This window comes from Albidovulum denitrificans, from assembly GCF_002973535.1.
GTDB lineage: Bacteria > Pseudomonadota > Alphaproteobacteria > Rhodobacterales > Rhodobacteraceae > Albidovulum > Albidovulum denitrificans.
Map to the genome: position 1 here is coordinate 211,053 of NZ_PVEP01000001.1, position 20,155 is coordinate 231,207.

Sequence of the window (20,155 nt, forward strand, 5' to 3'; positions counted from 1 at the left end):
CCATCTGGCGGCATCTTAGGCGCTTTGGCCGGGGCAGACAAACGGCAAGCGGCGGGGCGTTCAGCGCAGCGGCAGGAAATCGACCCGCGCCGTGCCGGTCAGCGGATGCGCGGTATAGTCGAGATCAAGCCCGTCGAGCCAGGCGGCAGGGAAGGCGGCCATCAGCCGCGCGCGGGTCAGGTCGCGCCCGGCGGCCTTCAGCACCTCGGCCAGCACAGCGCCGGAAAGGCGGGCATGGGCGGCCAGCGGGCTTTCACCGCCAAGCTCGATCAGGGCCGGAACGTCGTTGATCGCGATGACCTCGCGGTCGGCGGGCAGATGCCCCGCCTGCCGGATCGCCTCCCACCCGATCCAGAGCCGCGCGCCGGGGGCGGTTTTCAGCGCGCCGTCAAGCTCGGTGCCGTCCAGCACCACGATTTCCCGTGCGGGGTCCTTGGCGGAGGGCGCGGGCGGGCCGTTGGCGGAAAGCGCGGCGCGCAGGCCTTCGGCCATATCCTCGGGCCAGATCGCGACGGGTCCGCGGGCATCAGAGGCCAGCCGCGCGGCCAGTGCCGCCCGCGTCCCCGCCGCGCTGGGAAGAAACCCGCGCACCGTGCCGGGGTCCTCATCGCCGGGCAACGGACCCAGCGGGAAAAGCGCCGGGATACCTTCGGCCGCGAAATCCGGCACCGCCCCGGCGGGCAAGGCCAGCACCGCGAAGACCTGCCGCCCGGTTGCCGCGTTGCCGGGATCGACCGGCACGAAGGCGACCGTCCGGCCATGGACCATCGCCCCGCCGAGACGCGCCTCAAGCGCCGCTTGCAGGGTCTGGCGATAGCCGCCGCCGGGCGGGGCCGCGACGCCGAAGGTCACGCGCCCCGGCGTCACGCCGCGCCGCTGCTCGGCGGGCAGGGCGGCGAGATAGGCGAAAAGGGCGGTCGCCTCGGGCGCGGTCATCGGATAGCGCGGCATCAGCTGGCTTAACGCACGACCCCCGGCGGACTGGCCCGCCGTCACGGCACGATGGAAGAGCGCCGCATCATAGGCGGGCCGGTCGGGCGTGGCGCGGGACAGGCTCGGCCCGTCGATGGGCGGCGCGCGCCCCTCATCCGCACCCTGAGCGTCGCCGCCATGGCAGGACTTGCAGGGCAGCCGCGCCAGCCTGCGGGCAAGGGCCGGGTCGTCGGTCTTCGCCGCCCGGCCCAGGAAGAGCGCCCGCCCGGCGTCGATCTCTTGCGCCCCGGCGGGGGCGGCCAGAGCCACGCAAAGGGCCAGTGCCGCGCTAACTGTCCATCGCATCTATGATCTTCTTCAGATCGCCCGCCTCGGGCATGGAGAGGGACCGGTAGAACCGCCCGTCCTCCACCCGCCCGACAAGGAACATCGGGTCATGCAGCACGATATTGGCATAGTCGGCGTCGAAGGCCGCCAGCAGGCGCTTTACCTCGCCGGGGTTCCCCGTCAGCCAGCGCCAGCGCGCGCTGGCCCCGAACTCCTCGGCTGCCGCGCGCATCCTGTCGGGCGTGTCGCGCGCCGGGTCGATGGTGATGGAGAGAAGCCGCACCGCGCGCTCCGGGCCAAGCATGGCGTCAAGATCGGCCATCACCACATTGCCCAGCGGGCAGATCGTGTCGCAGGTCGTGTAGTTGAAGTTGATGACGACGACATGGCCCTGCGTCAACGCGCCCTTGAAACGCTGCGGCTGTGCGGCCGCGTCGATCAGTTCCACGTCGGGCAGGGCGAGGCGCTCTGTCTGGAAGGTGCCGGTGGAGAGCCCGGCGATCTTCGGCCCCCGGATTTCGGCGATGGCATAAGCGGTCAGGGCAAGGGCAAGCGCCCCGGCAAGGACAAGGGCCGGGCGTTTCATCGGCCCGCCCCCTCATCCTCGACCGCCGTGATGATGCTGGCAGAGCGCAGGCTGTAGGGCGGCGGCAGGTCAAGCGGCTGGATCGCGAAAGGCCCGGCATGGGGCAGGCGCAGTGTTGCCCGCAAGGTGCCGTCCGCCCCCTTGCTGGCCGTGACGCGGGTGGACCAGCCGCTGATCATGCTCGGCACCAGCAGGGCGAGGCGGTCCAGCGCCACCGGCGCGCCATCGGCATCCAGAATGCGCAGCCGCAGGTCATAATCGCGCCCCACAACGGCGGCGCTGCCCATATCCGGGATCAGGCGCACCGGGCGCAGTTCCGCCCGCTCCACCGCGCCGCGCACATGGAAGGGGACGCAAGTGGAGATGTCGCCCAGATCGCTGGTCAGCACCAGTTCCCAATCCCCGGCGCCAAAGGCCCAGGCGGCCTCGAACACGCCCGGCGCGACCTCGTCAAAGCTCCGGTCGAGGATATGGACCCTGGCCGGAATGCCGCCGCGCAGGCGGACGGAGTCCATCGGCGGCATCTCGACCGAGCTTGCAAGCTCCTCGATCAGCCAGCCGGTCTGGTTTTCCGGCGTCACCGCCATGACCTGCGGCGCGGGCAGAAGCGGCACGATCAGCCGCGTGTCGCCGTCGGGCGCGGGGCCTTGAAAGCCAAGGTTGACCTGCCGCATCACGGCGGTACGCCCCAGCGCGACCGTGGCAAGGTCAAGCGCGCCGACATAGCCGCCGTCATGGCTGAGGAGATAGGCCGCGTTGTCGGTGAACGTCATCTCGGACACCGTGGCCTTGTCGAGCGACAGTTGCTGCACGACCCGGCCCAGCGCCAGATCGACCAGCGCCACCAGCGCGTCGCCCGGCGACCAGAGAACCGCGATCCGGCCCGCAGGATCGGTGGCGACGCGGGCGAACGGCGTGCCAAGCGCCACCGGCACGGCCCGGTCCGGCGCGTCGGCATAGCGGATCTGTGCCACCCCGGCGCCGCCTTGCAGGGCGATCAGCCCGACCTGTCCCACCGGCGCGAGGGAGAGGAGAGGGGCGGGAAAGCGCGTCTCCATGATCGCCCGCCCGTCGGAGGCGTCGATCATCCGCGCCCTGCCGCTGTCGGTGAAGGCCAGCAGCAGCGGGCTTTCGGGATCGTCGGGCCGGATCAGGGTCACGGCGCCGGGCAGGGCGGTCCGCTCAAGGACCTCGCCCGCGGGTGACAGTGCGATCAGCGCGCCGTCTTGCGTCCCGGCCCAGATGCGCCCGTTCGGCGCGACCGCAATCGCGCGCAGCGGCCCCAGCCCGCGCGCGATCACCGTCCTCCCCGGTCCGGCGACATCGGCGGCCTCGATCCGCCCGTCGGCATGGGCCGCAAGCATCCGCATCCCGCGCCGGTCGGCGGCGATGGCGGCGGGCATGTCGTCCAGCACATGGGCGGCGATCAGGTTGGAGCTGTAAAGGTTCAGCTTCGGGTCGATCACGCTGAGCGAGGCATCGCGGTTCAGCACGCTGACCAGCACCCCGTTCATGTCGACCGACCCCAGAGGTGTGCGGCGGGTGGAGCGGAAGTTCTGCGCCGCCCGCGCGCAGCCGGGATTGTCGGCGGCGACGGGTCGCGCCCAGGCGCGCAACAAAAGCCCGCGCGGCGCGGCCCCGGTCGCCGGTTCGCGCAAGCTGATCCTGAGGCGCAGCTTGTCCCCGGCATCGGGGTCGGTGGCGCGCCCCGTCAGCGGGTCAAGCAGCGCCAGCTCCGCCGTCAGGCTGGCCTGCGCCCGCACCGGCCCCGCCGCCAGCATCGCCAGCGCCGCGACGGGTGCCAGGATCGCGCGCGCCGCCCTCACGGCAGGCCCCGGACGCAGGAACTGACCTTTGCGTCGGCAAGGGCAGCCCCGTCCAGCGCCTCGGGTGCGACGACGTCGATCAGGCCCCAGACCCCGCCGGCGCGGATTTGCGTCGGGCCGTCGAAGAAGAGGTAACAGCCCGCCTCAAGCGGCTTGCTCATCGCCGCCGTCACCGCCTTGCCCGGCGCCAGCAGCGCGCCGCGCGGGAAGCCGAAACCGGGGAAGAGATCGTCGTAATCCAGCCCGACCGTCACGAAGGACCGCTGCCGCGCCCGCCCGCCGGGATGGACGACATGGATCACCAGTTCCTCCCCCGCCAGCGCGCGCAGGACCGGCATCGGCGAAGCGGGCCAAAGCGCGGATTCGCCGCCCGCCAGCCGGAAGAACGATGTGGAGGTATCGCCCGGCGTGTCCGTCGCACCGAATTCGGTGTCGTTGAAGTTGTAATGCCGCTCGATCCCGGCCCGGTTTCCCTGCCAGTTGCGCAGGCGGATGTCGAAAGGTTCGCTTTGATAGCTGACGCCCTTTTCGCCGAAATCGTAGCTGTCATCGCAGATCATGCAATCGGCGACGATCTTTTCGGGCGCGGGGGTTTTCCAGACATTCGCGCTGTTCGCGTCGCGGTGGTTCAGGCCATCCTGCCAGAAGAGCGTGATCTGGCGCAGCTTGTGGTCTCGCGCCGGGGCGCCGAAGGGGGCCTTGACCGTCATCAGCGTCTGGGCGATCGGAACGGATTTGCGGGCGCTGTCCGACGTCGCGCGCGGGACCAGCGCGAAGCTGGCACAGTTCTGCGCCAGCCCCTGCCAGGCACGGGGACCCTGGCTGCGCAACTGTCCCCGCGCAGTGCCGAGATAGTCTTCGATCCGGCTGGCCCGCGCGATGGGCTGGCCGTCGGGGCCGAGGACAAGCGCATCGCAGCTCGCAGGCCCAAGGGGAAGGCGCTGCACCCGCTCCTCGGACAGTTCCGCATGTTGCGGGGCCACCGTCACGGCCCCGATCAGCCCGTGGGTCGGATGCCCGATCACGTCGCCGAAGGACTTGATCGGCAGCGCGCCGAAGGCATAGGGCTTGTAGGAGGCATCGAGGCCGAGGGCCGCTGCCTTCGCCGTTGCCTCAAGGTCGGTCCGGTCCAACTGGGCGCGTTGCGGTTCGACGGCCTTGAGGACCTGCGCGGTCTGGGCCGGGGTCAGCGCGCGTGTCTTCAGCACCTCCGTCAGGCTGCGGTCAAGCGCGATCAGGTCATCCGCACCGGGAAGGGCGGGGTCGCCGGGCCGAAGCTGGTCCAGCACCGGGGCAAGGGCGCTGCGCGCCTTCTCTACCTCGCCGGGTTGCGCCAGTCCCGTCCGTAGCGTGCCGGCCTTGTCGACCTCTGCTTGCAGGTCTTTGCCCAGTTGCAGCCGCTCGGCCTGCACTCTCGCGGCGAAATCGCCAAGCGTCTCGGTCGTGCCGCCCGCCGTCGCGAAGGCGGGCAGGTGCAGTAGCGTCGGGGGGACGTTGCCGGACAGAAGCAGGCTTCCCGCCGCCGCGGCGGTTGCCTTGCGCTGGCCGAAGGCGAGGCCCGCGTAGAACTCGATCTGTTCGATCTGCGCGGGGGCGGCGCCGTCGCGCAGGGACAGCATCGTCGCGCCCTCCGGCACCCCGTCAAGCGCCGCAACCGGGTTCTGGCCGAAGGGCCGCCCGTAGCTTTCCTGCTTCGTGACCACCGGAAGCGGCAGCGTCACGGCGAGGCGGGCCGAGGGGCGGATGTCGCGCGTGCCTTCGATCATCGTCACCGACACCGGAACCCCGTGTCCGGGCTTGGTGTCGCCGTCCCAGGCGGGGTCGGTGTTGATCGAGGTGATGCCGGGCATCATCGCGTCGCCCGGATGGTCGGTCAGGCCCGGGCGCTGACCGTCGCCATGGGAGGTCAGCGCATTGATGATGGTCAGCCGCACACAATCCCCGGCCTTGACGTTCACGACCAGCGGTTCCGGTTGGGCATAGGTGTCGCGGATCGCGTCGATGACGCGCGACCGGGGGATGTTTTTCCACAGCTCCGCGCCGGGCGCCGCATAAAGATCGGTTTCGCTGACCTTGGCCGGATCATCGCTGATCACGCGGCGCGGGTCGAGAAGGGCGAAGAACAGCCCGTCGATGTCGCGCAAACCGTCGGAATAGGCGGTGCCGCCGGGGAACACGACCCCGGTTTCAACCGCCGCGATGGCGGCATGAACGCGCGGCGCGTCGGGCGCGCATCTGGCGACAAGGGTGCCATCCGGTTCGGCGGCGGGGTCGGCCCACGGCGCTGCGAAGGCAAAGGGGCTGGCCGAAAGCCTGCGGTCCATGGCCCGGCTTGCATTTCGGGCAGCCGGGGCGGCGGTGTAGGAGGCCAGCGTATGTATCCGCGTGGGCTGCTGGATGGTGTCGCGAGGTTCCTCATCGGCACCGAGCGCAAGCGGAACGTCATAGGCAAGGGGCGCATCGGCAGTCCGGTTGCCCAGAAGCGTTTCGATATCCGGCTCTGTCAGGTCCAGATAGCGCTGAAGCAGGTCACCCGGTAATGTGCAGGCGGGTGCGTCCGCCGAACAGGCCGCTTCGATCTCGGCAAGCAGCGCCTCGGCGCGTGTGACAAGCGTGTCCCGCTTTTTCAGCCGCTCGGCCGCGTCGCGTATCCGCACCAGCCCCCAGGCCCCGTTCCACAGCGCGTCCTGACTGCCGAAATGATAGGGCGTGTCGCTGAGACCATATGCATTCAAGGCGGCGATCCGCGCGCGAAGCGTCTCGATGGCCGTCTCAGATCCGACGGGGGGCAGCGGTTCCCGCCGCGCCGTCGACGACATCCTGAACGCAGCCACCCCCGAAATATTCGTGTCGTAGAAGAAGGCCGACCTGAACTCGAAATGCTCCGAGATGCCGATCTCCTGCGCGGCGATGCGGCCGTCGGTGTTGATGCAATCGGCGATCTGGCGTTCCATGTCGCGCCAGAAGAGATAGGCATCGCTGTTGACCGGGAAGGCGGTGTGATCCTTCTTCGCCCATGTGCCGTATTCGTCGGGCCGCCCGGCGCGCGCCATGCGCAGGCCGGAAAAGCTGCCGGGGCTGTTGTAACACGCGCCCAGCAGCGTATCGCGCGGGGTGACATTGTCATGCAGCCGCATCATCGACGGGAAGGCCTGATCTATATTGCGCGGCCAGCTATAGCCCTCGACGTTGAAGGTATGCTGCACCTCCTGCGCGCCCTGGATCAGGCGGAACTGGATCGTGTCGCCGTCGAAGGCGTTCAGGATCGGCACGACGGGATCTTTGTGGAAGCGAGAGAGGAGGACATTGGCCATGTCGCCCTCCGCGCCATCCTTCTGCCTGCTGATCTCGCAACGGTCGGTCACGCCGCTTTCAAGCGCGCCAACCCAGTAGTCGAGCGGGTGAAGGTCGCAGCCGGTGGAGGCGGAACTGGCCGTGCCGATGCGGATCGGGAACGGCTCCCCCCGGTAATTCACCAGATAGGGGTCGTGATGATCGACCGAGATGCTTTCGGGCCGTCGCGGGGGGGAGACGGGGCTGGCCAGAAGCGCGTTCTGTTCGTCCGCACCTTCATACCCCGCCGCCTGCGCCCGGTAGGTCTTCAGGTGGTGGTCGAGATGGTCGGCGGGCGACTTGCCGTCGACGGTGATCCCGGCACTGATGAGGCCTTTCTCAAAGCCCGCCTGATGCCCGGCGCTGTCACCCGGCCGCCCCTCGGCCAGCCAGGCCGGGGGGACATTCCCCGGAGCCTTGGCGAACCGGCCCTGCTTGTCCTGCGTCAGGTCGCTGCCACAGAATTTCTCCATGTCCTTGGGCGAGCCGGCATATCTCGCCTCGCACAGAAGCATCGCCATGCCCTTGCGGCTGGCCTCGATCACGGCCTTGTCGGTGTTTTTCATCTGCGCGTCGAACTCGCCCGGCGTGATGCCCGCGCGCGGGTCGTAAAGCGTGGCGAAATCCGCGATGGAAACCGCGAATTCGCGCAGCGCGGCGGCCTTTTCCGGTGCGGGCAGATCGGCGGTGATGGGGAAGAGGTCGACAATCACCTTGCGCGCGCCGACATCCTTTTTCGTGGCCAGCACAAGGCGGCGATCGGTCCGCGCCTCGGTGCAGTCGACCTTTTCCTCGTCGCAGATCAGCGCGTTTTGCGGCTCGATCACAAGCGCGGTGTAGAACCCGTGCTGCTGGATCGAGGACGGGCCGAAATGGTCGTGGCTGAAAACGGTGCGCAGCGTGCGGTCGGCCTGACCTTCGCCCGGCTTGTCCAGCCGCAGATTGGACAGGACCGGGTCGGCGAACCAGCGCTGGGTGGTGGTCTGGAAGAGGTCGCGGTTCGTCCCGTCAAGCAGCGGCAGCTTCCATATCTTGTGTGCGTATTTTTCCGCGACGCGCCAGTGTCCCGCGTCATCCTGTTCGCAGAGGTCCGCATATTCGCGAATAAGAACCTTGCCGGGTTTCCGGGCCTTGGTGACCAGCGCGGCGCTGTCGGTGTTCTTCGCCGCACAGATTCGCGCCGCGATCTCATCGGGGGCGAAGGTGCCGTCCTCATAGTTGAAGCCGTTGCCCGACCCGTCCGATGAGGTCACATCGAACTTCACCAGATGGATATGCTGGCCGATGGTGTCGGTCGGGGTGCGGACCTGAAAATCGTCCAGCTCAAGGTCCTTGGGCAATTCGTTGGTGTGGCGGAACTCGATGCATTCGCCCGACAGGGCGCGGAAGAAGAAGGGCTCCTCCGAGGCCGAGACGCGGGGGGAGATCTTGCCATCCCCGGTCTTGAATGTATCCGACCGTTCGGTCAGGACGTTGATGCGGGCCTGCGGGTCGTGCCATCCGGCGCGGTTGGTGACCATGTCCACCTGCACCGCCGAGGCCTCATACCGGCGATAGCCGACGACGGCCGGGTCGGTGGCGAATGTGGTCGTGTCAACCGTGACGCCCGTCGCGGGCGCGACGAAGGGGTCGGCTTCCTCGATCAGCGCGTCGCGGGGGATTTTCTGGCCATGGCCGTCCTCGTCCGCGACATAAAGATCGGGCTTGCGATGGGCGGCTGAGCGGCGGAACTGCACCCAGTTCGACACCTCGGCATCGGTCGCCGCAACGCTCAGCGCCTTGTCGGTGAAGACCTTGCGGTTCTCCACCCCGTCATGGCGCCATTCATACCCCCCGTTCTCGTCACGGATGAGGGCGGCGAGGCTGCCGGGCGCGCCGCAGGGATCGGCGAAGGGGGCGCCGGGTTTGGGCGGGGCGCCGTTGACGGCGAAGGTCAGGCCGCCAAGGCTGGCATAGCCGCCTTCATGCGGGTCGTAATGGGATGGCGCACCATCCGCCGACCGGATGGCCAGATCGGTGCCGTCGGCAACGCCATTGTGGTGAAACGCCATCGCGGCGCGCTCCAGAAAGTTGCCGTCATAGGGCAGGGGCGCGATCTCGGCCGCCTCAAGCTCCATCGTCATGTCGCCCAGCGCCAGCGCGGCGGCGAGGACCTGGGATTGCAGCGCCTCGCGTTGGCGCAGGTCGGTGTCGTTCAGCGCTGCCTCTAGCGTGGCCGATGCGGTGTCCTTGGCAAGGCGCGTGGCGGCATCTTCCGGCAGGTCGAAGGGCAGCGTCCGCTTGCTGCCATCGCCCATCACATGACGCGGCAGCCCGCCGTCGAGATAGTCGGCGGTGACCTTCGTTTTGCCATCGGTCAGCGCCCGCGCGATGTCCATCGGCGCCTGCGGCGGCCGGTGGCCGGGCTTGCCGGCGATATAGAAGGGATAGCCGGGGAAGGGTTTGAAATCTGCGGTCGGGGTTTCGTCGGCAGCGATGGCGGTATTTGCGGCCGGGGTCGCGGCGGCGGCCAGCTTGCCATCCGCGCCGAGCGTCTTTTTGGCAGCGTAGCCTGGCAGCACCGGCCAGGCATGGCCCGGCACCGGCACGATGGCCGGCACCGGCGTGCCAAGGTTGCGGCGCTTTAGACCCGCACCCGGTTCGATCCAGTCACCGGTCTCGGGGTCGACGGAACCGGGGCGCTTCTTGCCGCGCGTCGCCGCGTTCATCTCCGCCAGCGACAGCACGGGTTCCCATTGCCCGTCGGGCAGCTTGCGGGTGCCGTCTTCCAGCACGTCATGGACACGCCACAGCTCCCACATCCCTTGGGCGAAATGCGGGTAGAGGTGGCAGTGAAAGATCGAATCCCCCACCGTGCGGTTGCGGTTGCCGGAACCGAGTGTCTCGAACCAGCCGGGCGCGCCGCCGTTGCCCTTGTGATAGACCTCCATCCCGCCCTGATAGATGTCGTAGCTGAACCCCTGCTGCGGCGCGACCGTCTGACTGTCGAGATAGGCGCCGCGCCCGCCGTCATTGCCCGCGAACCACTGATGGGCATGCAGGTGGAAGACATGGGTTTCCTTCGGTCCGGCATGGAAATTGCGGAACACGATCGGGTCGTTCAGGTAGGAATGGTGGACGTTCGAGGGATCGTCGCTGAACTGCTCAAGCAACGCCGGGTCGCCATTGGCCCAGGAGGTGAGGAAGAATTCCTCATAAAGACACTCGGCGCAATTGGCCGCCGGGCCGATGCCCTTGCGGTTGGCCAGAAGCATGTCGCCCATGCCGCTGGCCCCGTAATTGATCGCAAAGCCGTCGCGGACCCCGGCAAGCTGGCCCTCGCCAAAGGCGCCAAGCTCTTCGAAGGCGCGGGGGTAGAAGGTCTTCAACTCATCATGCAGGAAGACCGAGAATTCGCGAAAGCTCTTTTCAGGCGCGTCGGGCAGGTAGACCACGGCGTTGAGGTCGGAATGGACGATCTCATGCGTGTCGCCACCGACCTCGCGCAGCATGTTCAGGACCGGCACGCCGTTTTTCGTCGTCTCATAAGGCGCGATGCCGGAAAGCGTTTCGGCCACGCGCGCATGATCGCTGAGGTCGTCGCCGTCTTTCGGCGTGAATACCGCGTCGAAGGCCGCGCGGCTGACCTGGCTGCGATACCAGCGGCTGTCCTTGCGTTCGGCCATGACCGCGCCGAAAAGCCCGTGCGTGATCGACCCGCCATCCCCTTCGCCCCCGGCGGGCGCGCCGGTTGAGGCCATGAAATACGGCCCCTCGCGTTCGACCATGTAAAAGCAATCGACCGAGGCGCCGGGCGGGATCGCGCCCAGCCCCTTGCAGGCATCGGGCGCCTCGGCCATCTGATTGTTGACAATGGCAAAGGCGGTCAGGCCCTGGATCGCCATGTTCGCGCCGCGCGATGTCGGCCAGTCCGGCCCGTCATCCTTGCCGCCGGGGATCGGGGCCGGGCGATAGCCCTCGGGTCCGCAGGCGACCTCATGGTGATCGCTCTGCGTGTTGTCGCCCGAGGAGACCCAGTTGCGGATCTGATGGAAGAAGCTGCCGTAGCCGCCATCCGATTGCGGCGCATCGCAGAAATCGCGGGAGAAATCGGGCGCGGCTTCCTCGCCTGGTTCGGGCTTTTGCAAGGGCCGCAGCAGGTTTGTCAGCCGCACATGCAGCACATCGCCCGCGTTCGCCCGCAGCGTCAGCGGCCGGGGCCGCTTGCAATCCTTCAGCCGCACCTCGCCGGGGGTAAGGCCCTTGCCAAAGCCCTCGGTCCCGTCAAGATCGTCGCAGCCATCGGCATCCAGCGCGCCCACTTTCACGTCCACGCCGACCACGTCGCGCCGCAGCGCATAGATCATGCCGAAGGGGTTGAAGCTGCCGAAGCGGTTGTAGACCAGCATCTGGTCCATCGCGACGATATCGGCGCAGACCGTGCGCCCGAAGCGTTTCTGTTCATCCGGCAGGAGATCGTTCAGTACCTCATGCGTCGGGCCACAACTCATGGGCGTATCGCTGACGGCGGCTGGCCCCGCCTGCGCCATGGAGTTTCCGGCGATGATGACGAAAGACAACAGGAAAACGGCCCGGAAAAACAGCATGACGCCCTCCGATAAAACAACCTGCGCTTGAAAACCGTCCGCGCTTCAGAATGCCCTGAGGGTAACAAAAAACGCCCGCCCTGTCTTGCGGGCGGGGTCAGGGCCTAGCGGTTTGAATTTAGGCGGATTTCGCAAAGTCAAGCGTAAAACGCCTGATTCGTTTCCATTCCGGCACCAACCAAGGGGGCGTTGGCCCGCGCCTAAAAGCGTATCGTGACGCTGCCGTCCGTCTGCCGCAGGTCGATGCCGCCCGGACCCGCCTCAACCGGCAAAAGCGCGAATTGCAGCTGGGCGGGGGTTATGGCGGGGTCTGGCGCGGGGGCGGTGAGGTTGGACCAAAGCGCTGCATCCACCGCCAGCCGCGCGCCGTCGGCCCGCGCCTCCCACACCGCGCCGGCGGCCGTCACCGTGACCGTGCCGCCGAAGGGCAGGGCGGTTTCCAGGCATTGCAGCGCAAGAAAGGCCAGCTTCGCCCGCTTGCGCGACACCGGCCCGGCGATCCGCCAGTCGATCGCCACGCGCCCGCCATCCGCCATGCCGGTCAGGATCGACCGGATCTCCGCCTCTGCCACCTCGCCCGCCGCCGCGCCATAGGCGATACGGAAGAACCGGATGCGGGCGTTTGCGTTGGCCACGCTGTCCGCGATCAGCGCCAGTTCCGGCCCGCCGCCCGCGCCCGACATCGACAAAAGCTCTACCCCGTTGCCGATCGCGCCCAGCGGGCTGATAAGGTCATGGCAGATGCGAGAGCCGATCAGGGCGGCGAAATCGGGTAGTCTATCGGACATGGACGATCCTTCGGACGGAGAGCAAGATGATCGAGATCCTCGAACCCGGCATGCTGGTGCGCCATCCCGAGCATGAGGACTGGGGCCTCGGGCAGGTACAGTCGCGCGTCGGTCGTAAAGTAACCGTTAACTTTGAACATGCGGGCAAGGTGGTCATCGACGGAACCCATGTCTCCCTTCGGCTGGTTTTCGGGCCGGAGGGATGACCGCCGGTTGCGCCGGGCGACCCTAGCACAGCCCAAGGGTGCGTCAATGCACGGGTCCGGCCAGTTGCATTGCATCCTTACCGCCCGTAAAACCCCTAACTGATCGCCATAGCGGCAGAAACCGGACCAGCCGTGACAGCCGAAACCTCGCCCTTCCAGACCCGCCTTGCCGAGACCGAGCAGGATCTTCTGGCGGCCCAGCGGCTGCGCTACCGCGTCTTTGTCGAGGAACTGGGCGGCGACGGGCCGCTTGTCGATCACGACCGGCGGCTGGAACGCGACGCCTTTGACGACGTCAACGAACACCTGATCCTTGTGGACACCCGGCGCGACATGGCCGGGCTTGACTATGTCATCGGCGCCTACCGGCTGCTGCGCTCTGACCAGGCGGCACGGTTCGGGCGTTTCTACTGCGATTCGGAATACGACCTGACGGCGCTGCGCCGGTCCGGGCGGCGGCTCCTGGAGCTTGGCCGCTCCTGCGTCGAGGCGGATCATCGTGGCGGGTCGGGCATGTTCCTTTTGTGGAACGCGCTGGCCGATTACGTCCTTCTGCACGGGGTCGAAGTGCTGTTCGGCGTGGCGAGTTTCCACGGCACCGACATCGCGCCCTTGAAGATGCCGCTTTCCTGGCTGCATCACCGCCACCTCGCGCCCGAGGCGCTGCGCGTGCGGGCGCTGCCACAGGCGTTTCAGCGCATGGACCTTATCGCCGAGGCGGAGCTTGACCAGCGCGCCGCGATGCTGGCGATGCCCGCGCTTATCAAGGCCTATCTGCGCCTTGGCGGTTTCGTGGGTGAAGGCGCCTTTATCGACAGCGATTTCAACACCACCGATGTCTGCCTGCTGATGGACACGACCGCGATGAGCAGCCGCCACAAGGGCTTTTACACCCGCAAGCACGGGGCGCGGGTGTGACGCGATGGCATAAGACCGACGCGCCCGAGGCGGTGCGGATCGGGGTGACGGGCTGGCTGATGGTGGCGCTGCGCCTGCCGGTGATCGGGGTGATCTGCTATGGCGGGCTGCTGCTTCTGCTGGCGCTGCGGCTGGTGGAATACCCGCTTTATCGCCGTGCGCGGCCCTTCACGCCACACATCACCACTGCCGTTTGCCGCGCCTGCCTTTCGGTTCTGGGCCTGCGCCATACCGTCTCGGGCCATCCGATGCGGGGGCAGGGTGCGGTGGTGGCGAACCACAGTTCCTGGCTCGACATCTTCGTGCTGAACGCCTGCCAGACGGTTTACTTCGTCTCCAAGGCCGAGGTCGCGCGCTGGCCCGGCATCGGCTGGCTGGCGCGGGCGACCGGGACGGTCTTCATCGCGCGCGATCCGAAACAGGCGAAGGTGCAACGGGTGGAGTTCGAGGATCGGCTTCGCGCGGGCCACAGGCTGCTTTTCTTCCCGGAGGGGACGTCGACCGATGGGCTTGGTGTTCTGCCTTTCAAATCAACGCTTTTCGCGGCGTTCTTCGTAGATAACCTTAGGAATGGGATGCGGATTCAGCCGGTCTCTGTCCTCTACCGCGCGCCGCGCGGCCGGTCACGCCGGTTCTATGGCTGGTGGGGCGATATGGCCTTCGCGCCGCATTTCCTGACCATCCTCGCGCAAGGTCGGCAAGGCGCGGTCGAGGTGGTGTTCCACGATCCCGTCGAAGTGGCGGCGTTCACCGACCGCAAGGCGCTGGCGCTTTATTGCGAGGAAACCGTGCGCGCGGAACTGCGCGACGGGCAGGGCGATGATTACTGGGCGCTGGAAGACCGCTAACCCAACGGCGCGATGAGCTTTTTCAGCGCCGCGACCGGGTCCTCCGCCGACCAGATTTCCCCCCCGATGCCGAAGAAATCGGTGATCGCGGCATAGTCCATCACCAGCGCATCCGTCAGCCCGCCCTCGGCCACCACCGGCACCTCGATCATCTCCGACCACCAGGCGAAAAGGTCGCGGTCGGCGGGCAGGGCGGAGCCGAGCGCCAAGGCCCCGACCGGCCCGAAGGCGACGTAATCCGCCCCCGCCTCGCCCGCGTTCATGCCGTCATGGCGCGAAGTGCCGCAAAAGGCGCCGACGATGGCATCCGGCCCCAGCACCTTGCGCGCGTCACGGACCGATTTGGCGCCGCCCGGCAGGTGAACGCCGTCAAGCCCGTGGCGTTCGGCAAGGCCGACATGGGCCTCGATCACCACCGCGACATCGCGTTCATGCGCCACGGCGCGCAAGCCATCGGCGGCGCGGCCCAGCGCGTCCTCGTCCGACCCCGCCAGCGCAAGGCGGATGCAGGCGATCTCTGCCGCGTCAAGGACCGCGCCGAGGAGGTCGGGAAAGACCGCCATATCCGGCGCGGGCGGCGTGATCAGGTAAAGCTGCGGGCGGTCTTCGGCGGCCATCGGCGACTCCTTCAGGGTTGCGGTGCCTTACCCGAGATTTCGGCGCTTGGCTACTTCGGCGGCAGGCCCCGCACATGGGCCAGCGCCAGCGCCATCAACCGGCCCCGCGCCGCGTCGTCGGCCATCGCCTCGGGCGGCAAACCGACCATGCCGCCCATGACCCGCGCGCCCATGCGGATCTCCTCCGCCCCCGGCAGAGAAAGCGCCGCCGCGCGGTCCGCCTTGGCCACCCGAAACATCCCGCCGCCGGGATAGACACCCGCGACCATGTTTCCCGCGATCAGAAAGCAAAGCCCGCCGAACATCTTCCGTTCGCGAACCGGCTCCCCCGACAGATCGTCGCGCAGGATCTGCGCCAGCCCCTCGTCATAGGCCATCGGCCCCCCCTTGGTTGCGATAGCGGTGCGCAAAGCGTATCAGGCGCCCGAGTTTCAGGGAACGCCGATGACCGACCGCCAGCCCGCCTTCATCCTCGTCCGCCCGCAGATGGGCGAAAATATCGGCGCCGCCGCCCGCGCGATGCTGAATTTCGGCCTTAGCCACATGCGCCTGATCGACCCGCGCGACGGCTGGCCCAACCCGCGCGCCGTCGCGATGGCCTCGGGCGCGGCGGGGCGGGTGCTGGACCATGCCGGGGTGTTCCAAGCCGTGCCGGAGGCGATCCACGACTGCGCCTATGTCTTCGCCACCACCGCCCGGACCCGCGACCTGACCAAGCCGGTCATGACGCCCGAACGCGCCATGGAGCATGCCCGCGCTCTGATGGCATCGGGCCAGAAGGTCGCGGTCCTCTTCGGCCCCGAACGCGCCGGGCTGGAAAATGACGACCTGTCACGCGCCAATGCGCTGATCTCGGTGCCGGTGAACCCGGATTTCCCCTCGCTGAACCTCGCCCAGGCGGTGCTGCTTTGCGCCTATGAATGGCGCCGTCAGGGCGACGACACGCCGCCCGAGGTGCTGGCCCTTGCCGGCACCGAACTGGCCACCGCCATCGAGATCGAGAAGCTGGGCGATCACTATGAAGAGCGCCTTGACGCGGCGGGCTTTTTCTTCCCCGAGACCAAGGCCGAGGGGATGAAGCTGAACCTGCGCAACCTCTGGAGCCGGATGCCGCTGACCCGCGCCGATGTCCAGGTCCTGCACGGCATCCTGCGCCAGATCCTGCGCCGCAGGCCCGACTGACGCCCCATTTCTTCGTTGTCCAAATACTCTCGGGGGTCCGGGGGGTGAACCCCCCGGCCGCCGCCACACACACCTCGGCCCCTTGAAGCCGGACCGCGCCCCGCCTAGTGTCCGCCGCGCGGGAACGGAGAGGGGCAGATGGCCGGCAAGCGCAGCATTTTCGAAGAGGTCGGGCAGGACACGAAACGCCCCGAGGCGCCGCAGGGGGGCATGATCGACCGTGGCCGTGGCGGCGCGCGCGGCGCGGTGAGGATCTGGCTCGCCATCCTCTTCGCCCTCGTCTTCGCCATGATCGCGGTCGGCGGGCTGACCCGGCTGACCGATAGCGGCCTGTCGATCACCGAATGGCGCCCCGTCACCGGCGCGCTGCCGCCGATGACCGATGCCGACTGGCAGGCAGAGTTTCAGAAGTACCAGCAAAGCCCCGAATTCCAGTTGCAGAACAGCCAGATGACGCTTGACGGGTTCAAGTCGATCTATTGGTGGGAATGGGGGCATCGCCAGCTTGGCCGGGTGATCGGCCTTGTCTGGGCGGTGGGCTTTTTCGGCCTTCTCATCGCGCGGAAGATGCCGCCGGGCTGGACCGGGCGGCTACTGGGCCTTGGGCTTCTTGGCGGGGTGCAGGGGGCGATCGGCTGGTGGATGGTGGCGTCTGGCCTGACGGGGCGCATGGTCGATGTCGCCTCTTACCGGCTGGCGACGCATCTGGGCTTTGCCTTCGCGATCCTCGGCCTGATCGCCTGGTACATGCTGTCGCTGTCGCGGAGCGAGGCCGCGCTTTTGCAGGCCCGCCGGATGCGTGAGGGGGCGCTGGTCACATGGGCGACGGTCCTTGCCGCGATGGCCTTCCTGCAAATCCTGCTCGGCGCGCTGGTTGCGGGCATCGACGCGGGCCGCGCCTTTCCGACCTGGCCGATGATGGGCGACAGGGTGTTTCCGGCCGATGCCCTCTATGTGCCGGATGGCGGAGCGGCGATCCGCGCCTTCTTCGAAAACCCCGGCCTTGTACAGTTCAATCACCGGATGGTCGGCTATATTCTCTTCCTTGCCACGCTCTTCGCCTGGTCGGTGGGGCGCAGGTCGGCGCATCTGGCCACGAAGACCGCCTTTGACTGGATGGCGGCGATGGCCTTCGGGCAGGTCGTGCTGGGCATCGTGACGGTGCTTTATTCCGCGCCGCTGCATCTGGGGCTGATCCACCAGCTGGGCGCGGTCGTCCTTTGGGTCCTGATCCTGCGGGCGCGCCACCGGGCCGCCTATCCCGTCGTTCAATCCGTAAGAGGCCGCGCATGACCGAGTTCGACAGCCTGATGCAGTTCCAGCGCGAGACGGAGGCGCTGGCGCAGGTCGCGGGACGGCTCGGCTGGGATCAGGAAACCATGATGCCGCGCGGCGCCGCCCATCAGCGGGGCGAGGAAAGCGCCGCGATGGAGACGATGCTGCATGGCCGCCGCACCGATCCGCGTCTGACCGACTGGCTTGCGGGCGCCACCGCCCCCGGCCCGGCAGGCGCCCGGATGCTGGACCTGATCCGCCGCGATTTCGACCGCAGCGCCGCCGTGCCGGTGCGCCTGGCCGCCGAACTCGCGCGGGTGACAAGCGTCGCGCAGGGTGTCTGGGCCGAGGCGCGGGCCAAGGACGATGTCGCGCATTTCCTGCCGTGCCTCTCCGACGTGATCCGCCTGACGCGCGAAAAGGGTCTGGCGCTGGCGGCGGCGGGGTTTGGCAAGGGCGACGCCTATGACGCGCTTCTGGACGACTATGAGCCGGGCGCGACGGCCGCGGGGATCGCGGCGATCTTCGACCGGATGCGCCCGCGCCTTGTCGCGCTGCGCGCGGCGGTTCTGGGCGCGGAACGCCAGCCTGCGGCGCTGTCGGGCCAGTTCCCGCGCGACGCGCAACTGACGCTCGCGCGGACGATGGCGGGGGCCTTCGGCTATGACTGGACGCGCGGGCGGCTTGACCTTGCGGTTCACCCGTTCTCCTCCGGCTCAGGCAATGACGTGCGCATCACCACGCGGGTGGTCGAGGCGGAACCGCTCAACTGTCTCTATTCCACCATCCATGAGGTCGGCCATGCGACCTATGAGCAGGCCGTGGACGCCGATTACCTTTTCACCCCCATCGGGCGCGGCGCGTCGATGGGCGTCCATGAAAGCCAAAGCCGGATCTACGAGAACCAGCTTGGCCGCAGCCGCGCCTTTACCGGCTGGATATTCGACCAGATGAAGGACGCCTTCGGCATGGCGGGTGCCAAGGATGCCGAGGCGTTCCACGCCGCCGTCAACCGCGTCACGCCGGGCTATATCCGCACCGAATCGGATGAGGTGCAGTACAACCTTCACATCATGATGCGCTTCGATCTGGAATGCCGCCTGATCTCCGGCGATCTGACGCCGGGGGAACTGGAGGGCGCCTGGAACGACCGCTTCAAGGCCGATTTCGGCGTCGCCGTGGACCGGCCCGCGCATGGCATGTTGCAGGACGTTCACTGGTCGGTGGGCCTGTTCGGCTATTTCCCGACCTATGCGCTTGGCAATGTCTATGCGGGCTGCCTGCATCAGGCGATCCGCGCCGAGCTTCCCGATCTGGACGAAAGCCTGTCACGCGGCGATGCCAGCCCCGCGACCGGCTGGCTGCGCGAGCATCTTCAGCATTTCGGCGCGCTGCGCGATCCCTTGCGCACCGTCGAGAGCGCCTGCGGCTTCGAGGTGAGCGAAGAACCTCTGCTCGACTACCTCGAAGCGAAGTTCCTGCCCCTTTACGGGCTTTGAACGGTGGAGCGTCACGAACGCCTCGGTGTCTGGCTGCTTGCCATCGGTCAGACGCTGGGCTTCGCGACGCTGCTGTTTTCCTTCGGCGCCATCCTTCTGGCGCTTGAGGCCGAAACGCCGTGGAGCCGGGCGGAGCTTGCGCTTGGCCCCTCGCTTGGCCTTGGGGTCGAGGCGCTGGTGGTGACGGCGACCGGGCGGCTCGTCGATCGCGGGCAGGGGGGCGCGCTTCTGGCAGGTTCGGCGCTTTTGGGCGCCGTCGCGCTGGCGGCGCTGTCGCAGGTGCAAAGCCTTTGGGGCTGGTATGCGCTTTGGGCCGTGCTGGGCGTGGCGCAGGCGGCGGGGCTTTATGAAACCTGCTTTTCCTTCCTCACCCGCCGCCTTGGCCTTGGCGCCCGTCCGGCCATCGTCCGCGTCACGCTGGTGGCGGGCTTTGCCTCGACGCTCGCCTTCATCATCGGCGCGACGGCGGGCGAGGCCTTGGGCTGGCGCGCGGCGCTTTTGATCTTCGCGGCCCTTCAGCTTTGCATCACGCTGCCGGTCAACGTGATTGGCGTCCGCCTGCTACGGCGCGGGGAACGGCGGGGCGGCGGGGCCGAGGCGACCGGCAACGGCGCCGTGCGCGCGGCGTTGCGCAACCCGGCCTTCTGGGCGCTGGCGGCGATCTTCGGCCTGACCATGGGGACGCATATGATGCTGGTCAGCCTGGCGCTGCCGGTGCTGATGGATCGCGGTGCGTCACATGCGCTGGCGGTTGTCGTCGCCTCCACCGTCGGGCCGATGCAGGTCGTGGGACGGCTGGGGATGATGCTGGGCGGCGCGCGCGTCCGCTCCGGCACGGCGGTCAGGGCGGTCACGCTGGTGATGGCGCTGGCGAGCCTCTCTCTCCTCCTCTCGGCGGGGCATGTCTGGCTTTTCTTTGCCTATGCCGTCTGTCAGGGCGCGTCGCTTGGCATCTCCTCGATCCTGCGGCCGGTTCTGACGGCCGAGGCGCTGGGGCTTGAGGATTTCGGCGCGATCAGCGGGACACTGGCCATCGCGCCCCTTGGCGCATCGGCGATCGCGCCCTTCTTCGGGGCGGTGCTGATCGGGGCGGGGGGCGTGACGCTTTTCCTGTCGGTCACGCTGGCGCTGACGCTTTGCGCCTTCGCCGCCGCGCTCTGGTTGCGCTCACGCGGGATCTGACGGGTAGGGGCGGCGCCGCTGCGACGCATTGCCACCCTTTGACCCTTGT

14 protein-coding genes are annotated in these 20,155 nt (G+C 68.1%); 7 read left to right on the plus strand and 7 right to left on the minus strand.

Annotated features, from left to right (window positions below; all coding sequences use genetic code 11):
- Window positions 1-60 precede the first annotated feature (60 nt).
- The 5 genes from LX70_RS01040 to LX70_RS01060 form a co-directional block, all read right to left on the minus strand.
- On the minus strand, window positions 61-1,278 hold the full coding sequence (locus LX70_RS01040; protein WP_146111523.1) for a cytochrome c/ABC transporter substrate-binding protein: 1,218 nt from the start codon (window positions 1,276-1,278) through the stop codon (window positions 61-63).
- The gene (locus tag LX70_RS01045; protein WP_105512684.1) at window positions 1,262-1,846 is read right to left on the minus strand and encodes an SCO family protein; all 585 of its coding nucleotides are present in this window, start codon (window positions 1,844-1,846) and stop codon (window positions 1,262-1,264) included. Before LX70_RS01045 ends, LX70_RS01040 begins: the two co-directional genes overlap by 17 nt.
- A complete protein-coding gene (locus tag LX70_RS01050) occupies window positions 1,843-3,672 on the minus strand; it encodes a PQQ-binding-like beta-propeller repeat protein (RefSeq protein ID WP_105512685.1) in 1,830 nt (609 codons plus the stop codon). The genes LX70_RS01045 and LX70_RS01050 overlap by 4 nt, the downstream gene beginning before the upstream one ends.
- Window positions 3,669-11,591 (minus strand): cupredoxin domain-containing protein, encoded by a 7,923-nt coding sequence (locus tag LX70_RS01055; protein WP_105512686.1) that lies wholly within the window; start codon window positions 11,589-11,591, stop codon window positions 3,669-3,671. Before LX70_RS01055 ends, LX70_RS01050 begins: the two co-directional genes overlap by 4 nt.
- A gap of 200 nt (window positions 11,592-11,791) precedes the next feature.
- Window positions 11,792-12,379, minus strand: coding sequence for a histidine phosphotransferase family protein (locus LX70_RS01060; protein ID WP_105512687.1), 588 nt, complete (start codon window positions 12,377-12,379; stop codon window positions 11,792-11,794).
- 26 nt (window positions 12,380-12,405) lie between these two features.
- Between LX70_RS01060 and LX70_RS01065 the strand changes: the two genes are divergently transcribed.
- The 3 genes from LX70_RS01065 (at window position 12,406) to olsA (ending at window position 14,351) form a co-directional block, all read left to right on the plus strand.
- Window positions 12,406-12,585 (plus strand): DUF3553 domain-containing protein, encoded by a 180-nt coding sequence (locus LX70_RS01065; RefSeq protein ID WP_105512688.1) that lies wholly within the window; start codon window positions 12,406-12,408, stop codon window positions 12,583-12,585.
- A 132-nt stretch (window positions 12,586-12,717) separates the two neighbouring features.
- Window positions 12,718-13,503: an L-ornithine N(alpha)-acyltransferase gene (gene olsB, locus LX70_RS01070; protein WP_105512689.1), complete on the plus strand. Its 786-nt coding sequence runs from the start codon at window positions 12,718-12,720 to the stop codon at window positions 13,501-13,503.
- A complete protein-coding gene (olsA, locus tag LX70_RS01075; protein ID WP_425430566.1) occupies window positions 13,500-14,351 on the plus strand; it encodes a lyso-ornithine lipid O-acyltransferase in 852 nt (283 codons plus the stop codon). The genes olsB and olsA overlap by 4 nt, the downstream gene beginning before the upstream one ends.
- Here olsA and LX70_RS01080 read toward each other — a convergent pair.
- Both LX70_RS01080 and LX70_RS01085 read right to left on the minus strand, forming a co-directional pair.
- Window positions 14,348-14,968: a thiamine phosphate synthase gene (locus tag LX70_RS01080; RefSeq protein ID WP_105512690.1), complete on the minus strand. Its 621-nt coding sequence runs from the start codon at window positions 14,966-14,968 to the stop codon at window positions 14,348-14,350. The genes olsA and LX70_RS01080 overlap by 4 nt on opposite strands.
- Window positions 14,969-15,018: 50 nt before the next feature.
- Window positions 15,019-15,345: a TfoX/Sxy family protein gene (locus LX70_RS01085; protein WP_105512691.1), complete on the minus strand. Its 327-nt coding sequence runs from the start codon at window positions 15,343-15,345 to the stop codon at window positions 15,019-15,021.
- A 67-nt stretch (window positions 15,346-15,412) separates the two neighbouring features.
- On the opposite strand from LX70_RS01085, the gene LX70_RS01090 reads away from it, so the two are divergent.
- The 4 genes from LX70_RS01090 (at window position 15,413) to LX70_RS01105 (ending at window position 20,106) form a co-directional block, all read left to right on the plus strand.
- A complete protein-coding gene (locus LX70_RS01090; protein ID WP_105512692.1) occupies window positions 15,413-16,150 on the plus strand; it encodes an RNA methyltransferase in 738 nt (245 codons plus the stop codon).
- Window positions 16,151-16,288: 138 nt separating this feature from the next.
- Complete coding sequence (gene ctaA, locus LX70_RS01095) at window positions 16,289-17,443, plus strand: heme A synthase (protein ID WP_105512693.1); 1,155 nt, start codon at window positions 16,289-16,291, stop codon at window positions 17,441-17,443.
- On the plus strand, window positions 17,440-18,924 hold the full coding sequence (locus tag LX70_RS01100) for a carboxypeptidase M32 (protein ID WP_105512694.1): 1,485 nt from the start codon (window positions 17,440-17,442) through the stop codon (window positions 18,922-18,924). The genes ctaA and LX70_RS01100 overlap by 4 nt, the downstream gene beginning before the upstream one ends.
- A gap of 3 nt (window positions 18,925-18,927) precedes the next feature.
- Window positions 18,928-20,106, plus strand: coding sequence for an MFS transporter (locus tag LX70_RS01105; RefSeq protein WP_105512695.1), 1,179 nt, complete (start codon window positions 18,928-18,930; stop codon window positions 20,104-20,106).
- The last annotated feature ends 49 nt before the right edge of the window (window positions 20,107-20,155 follow it).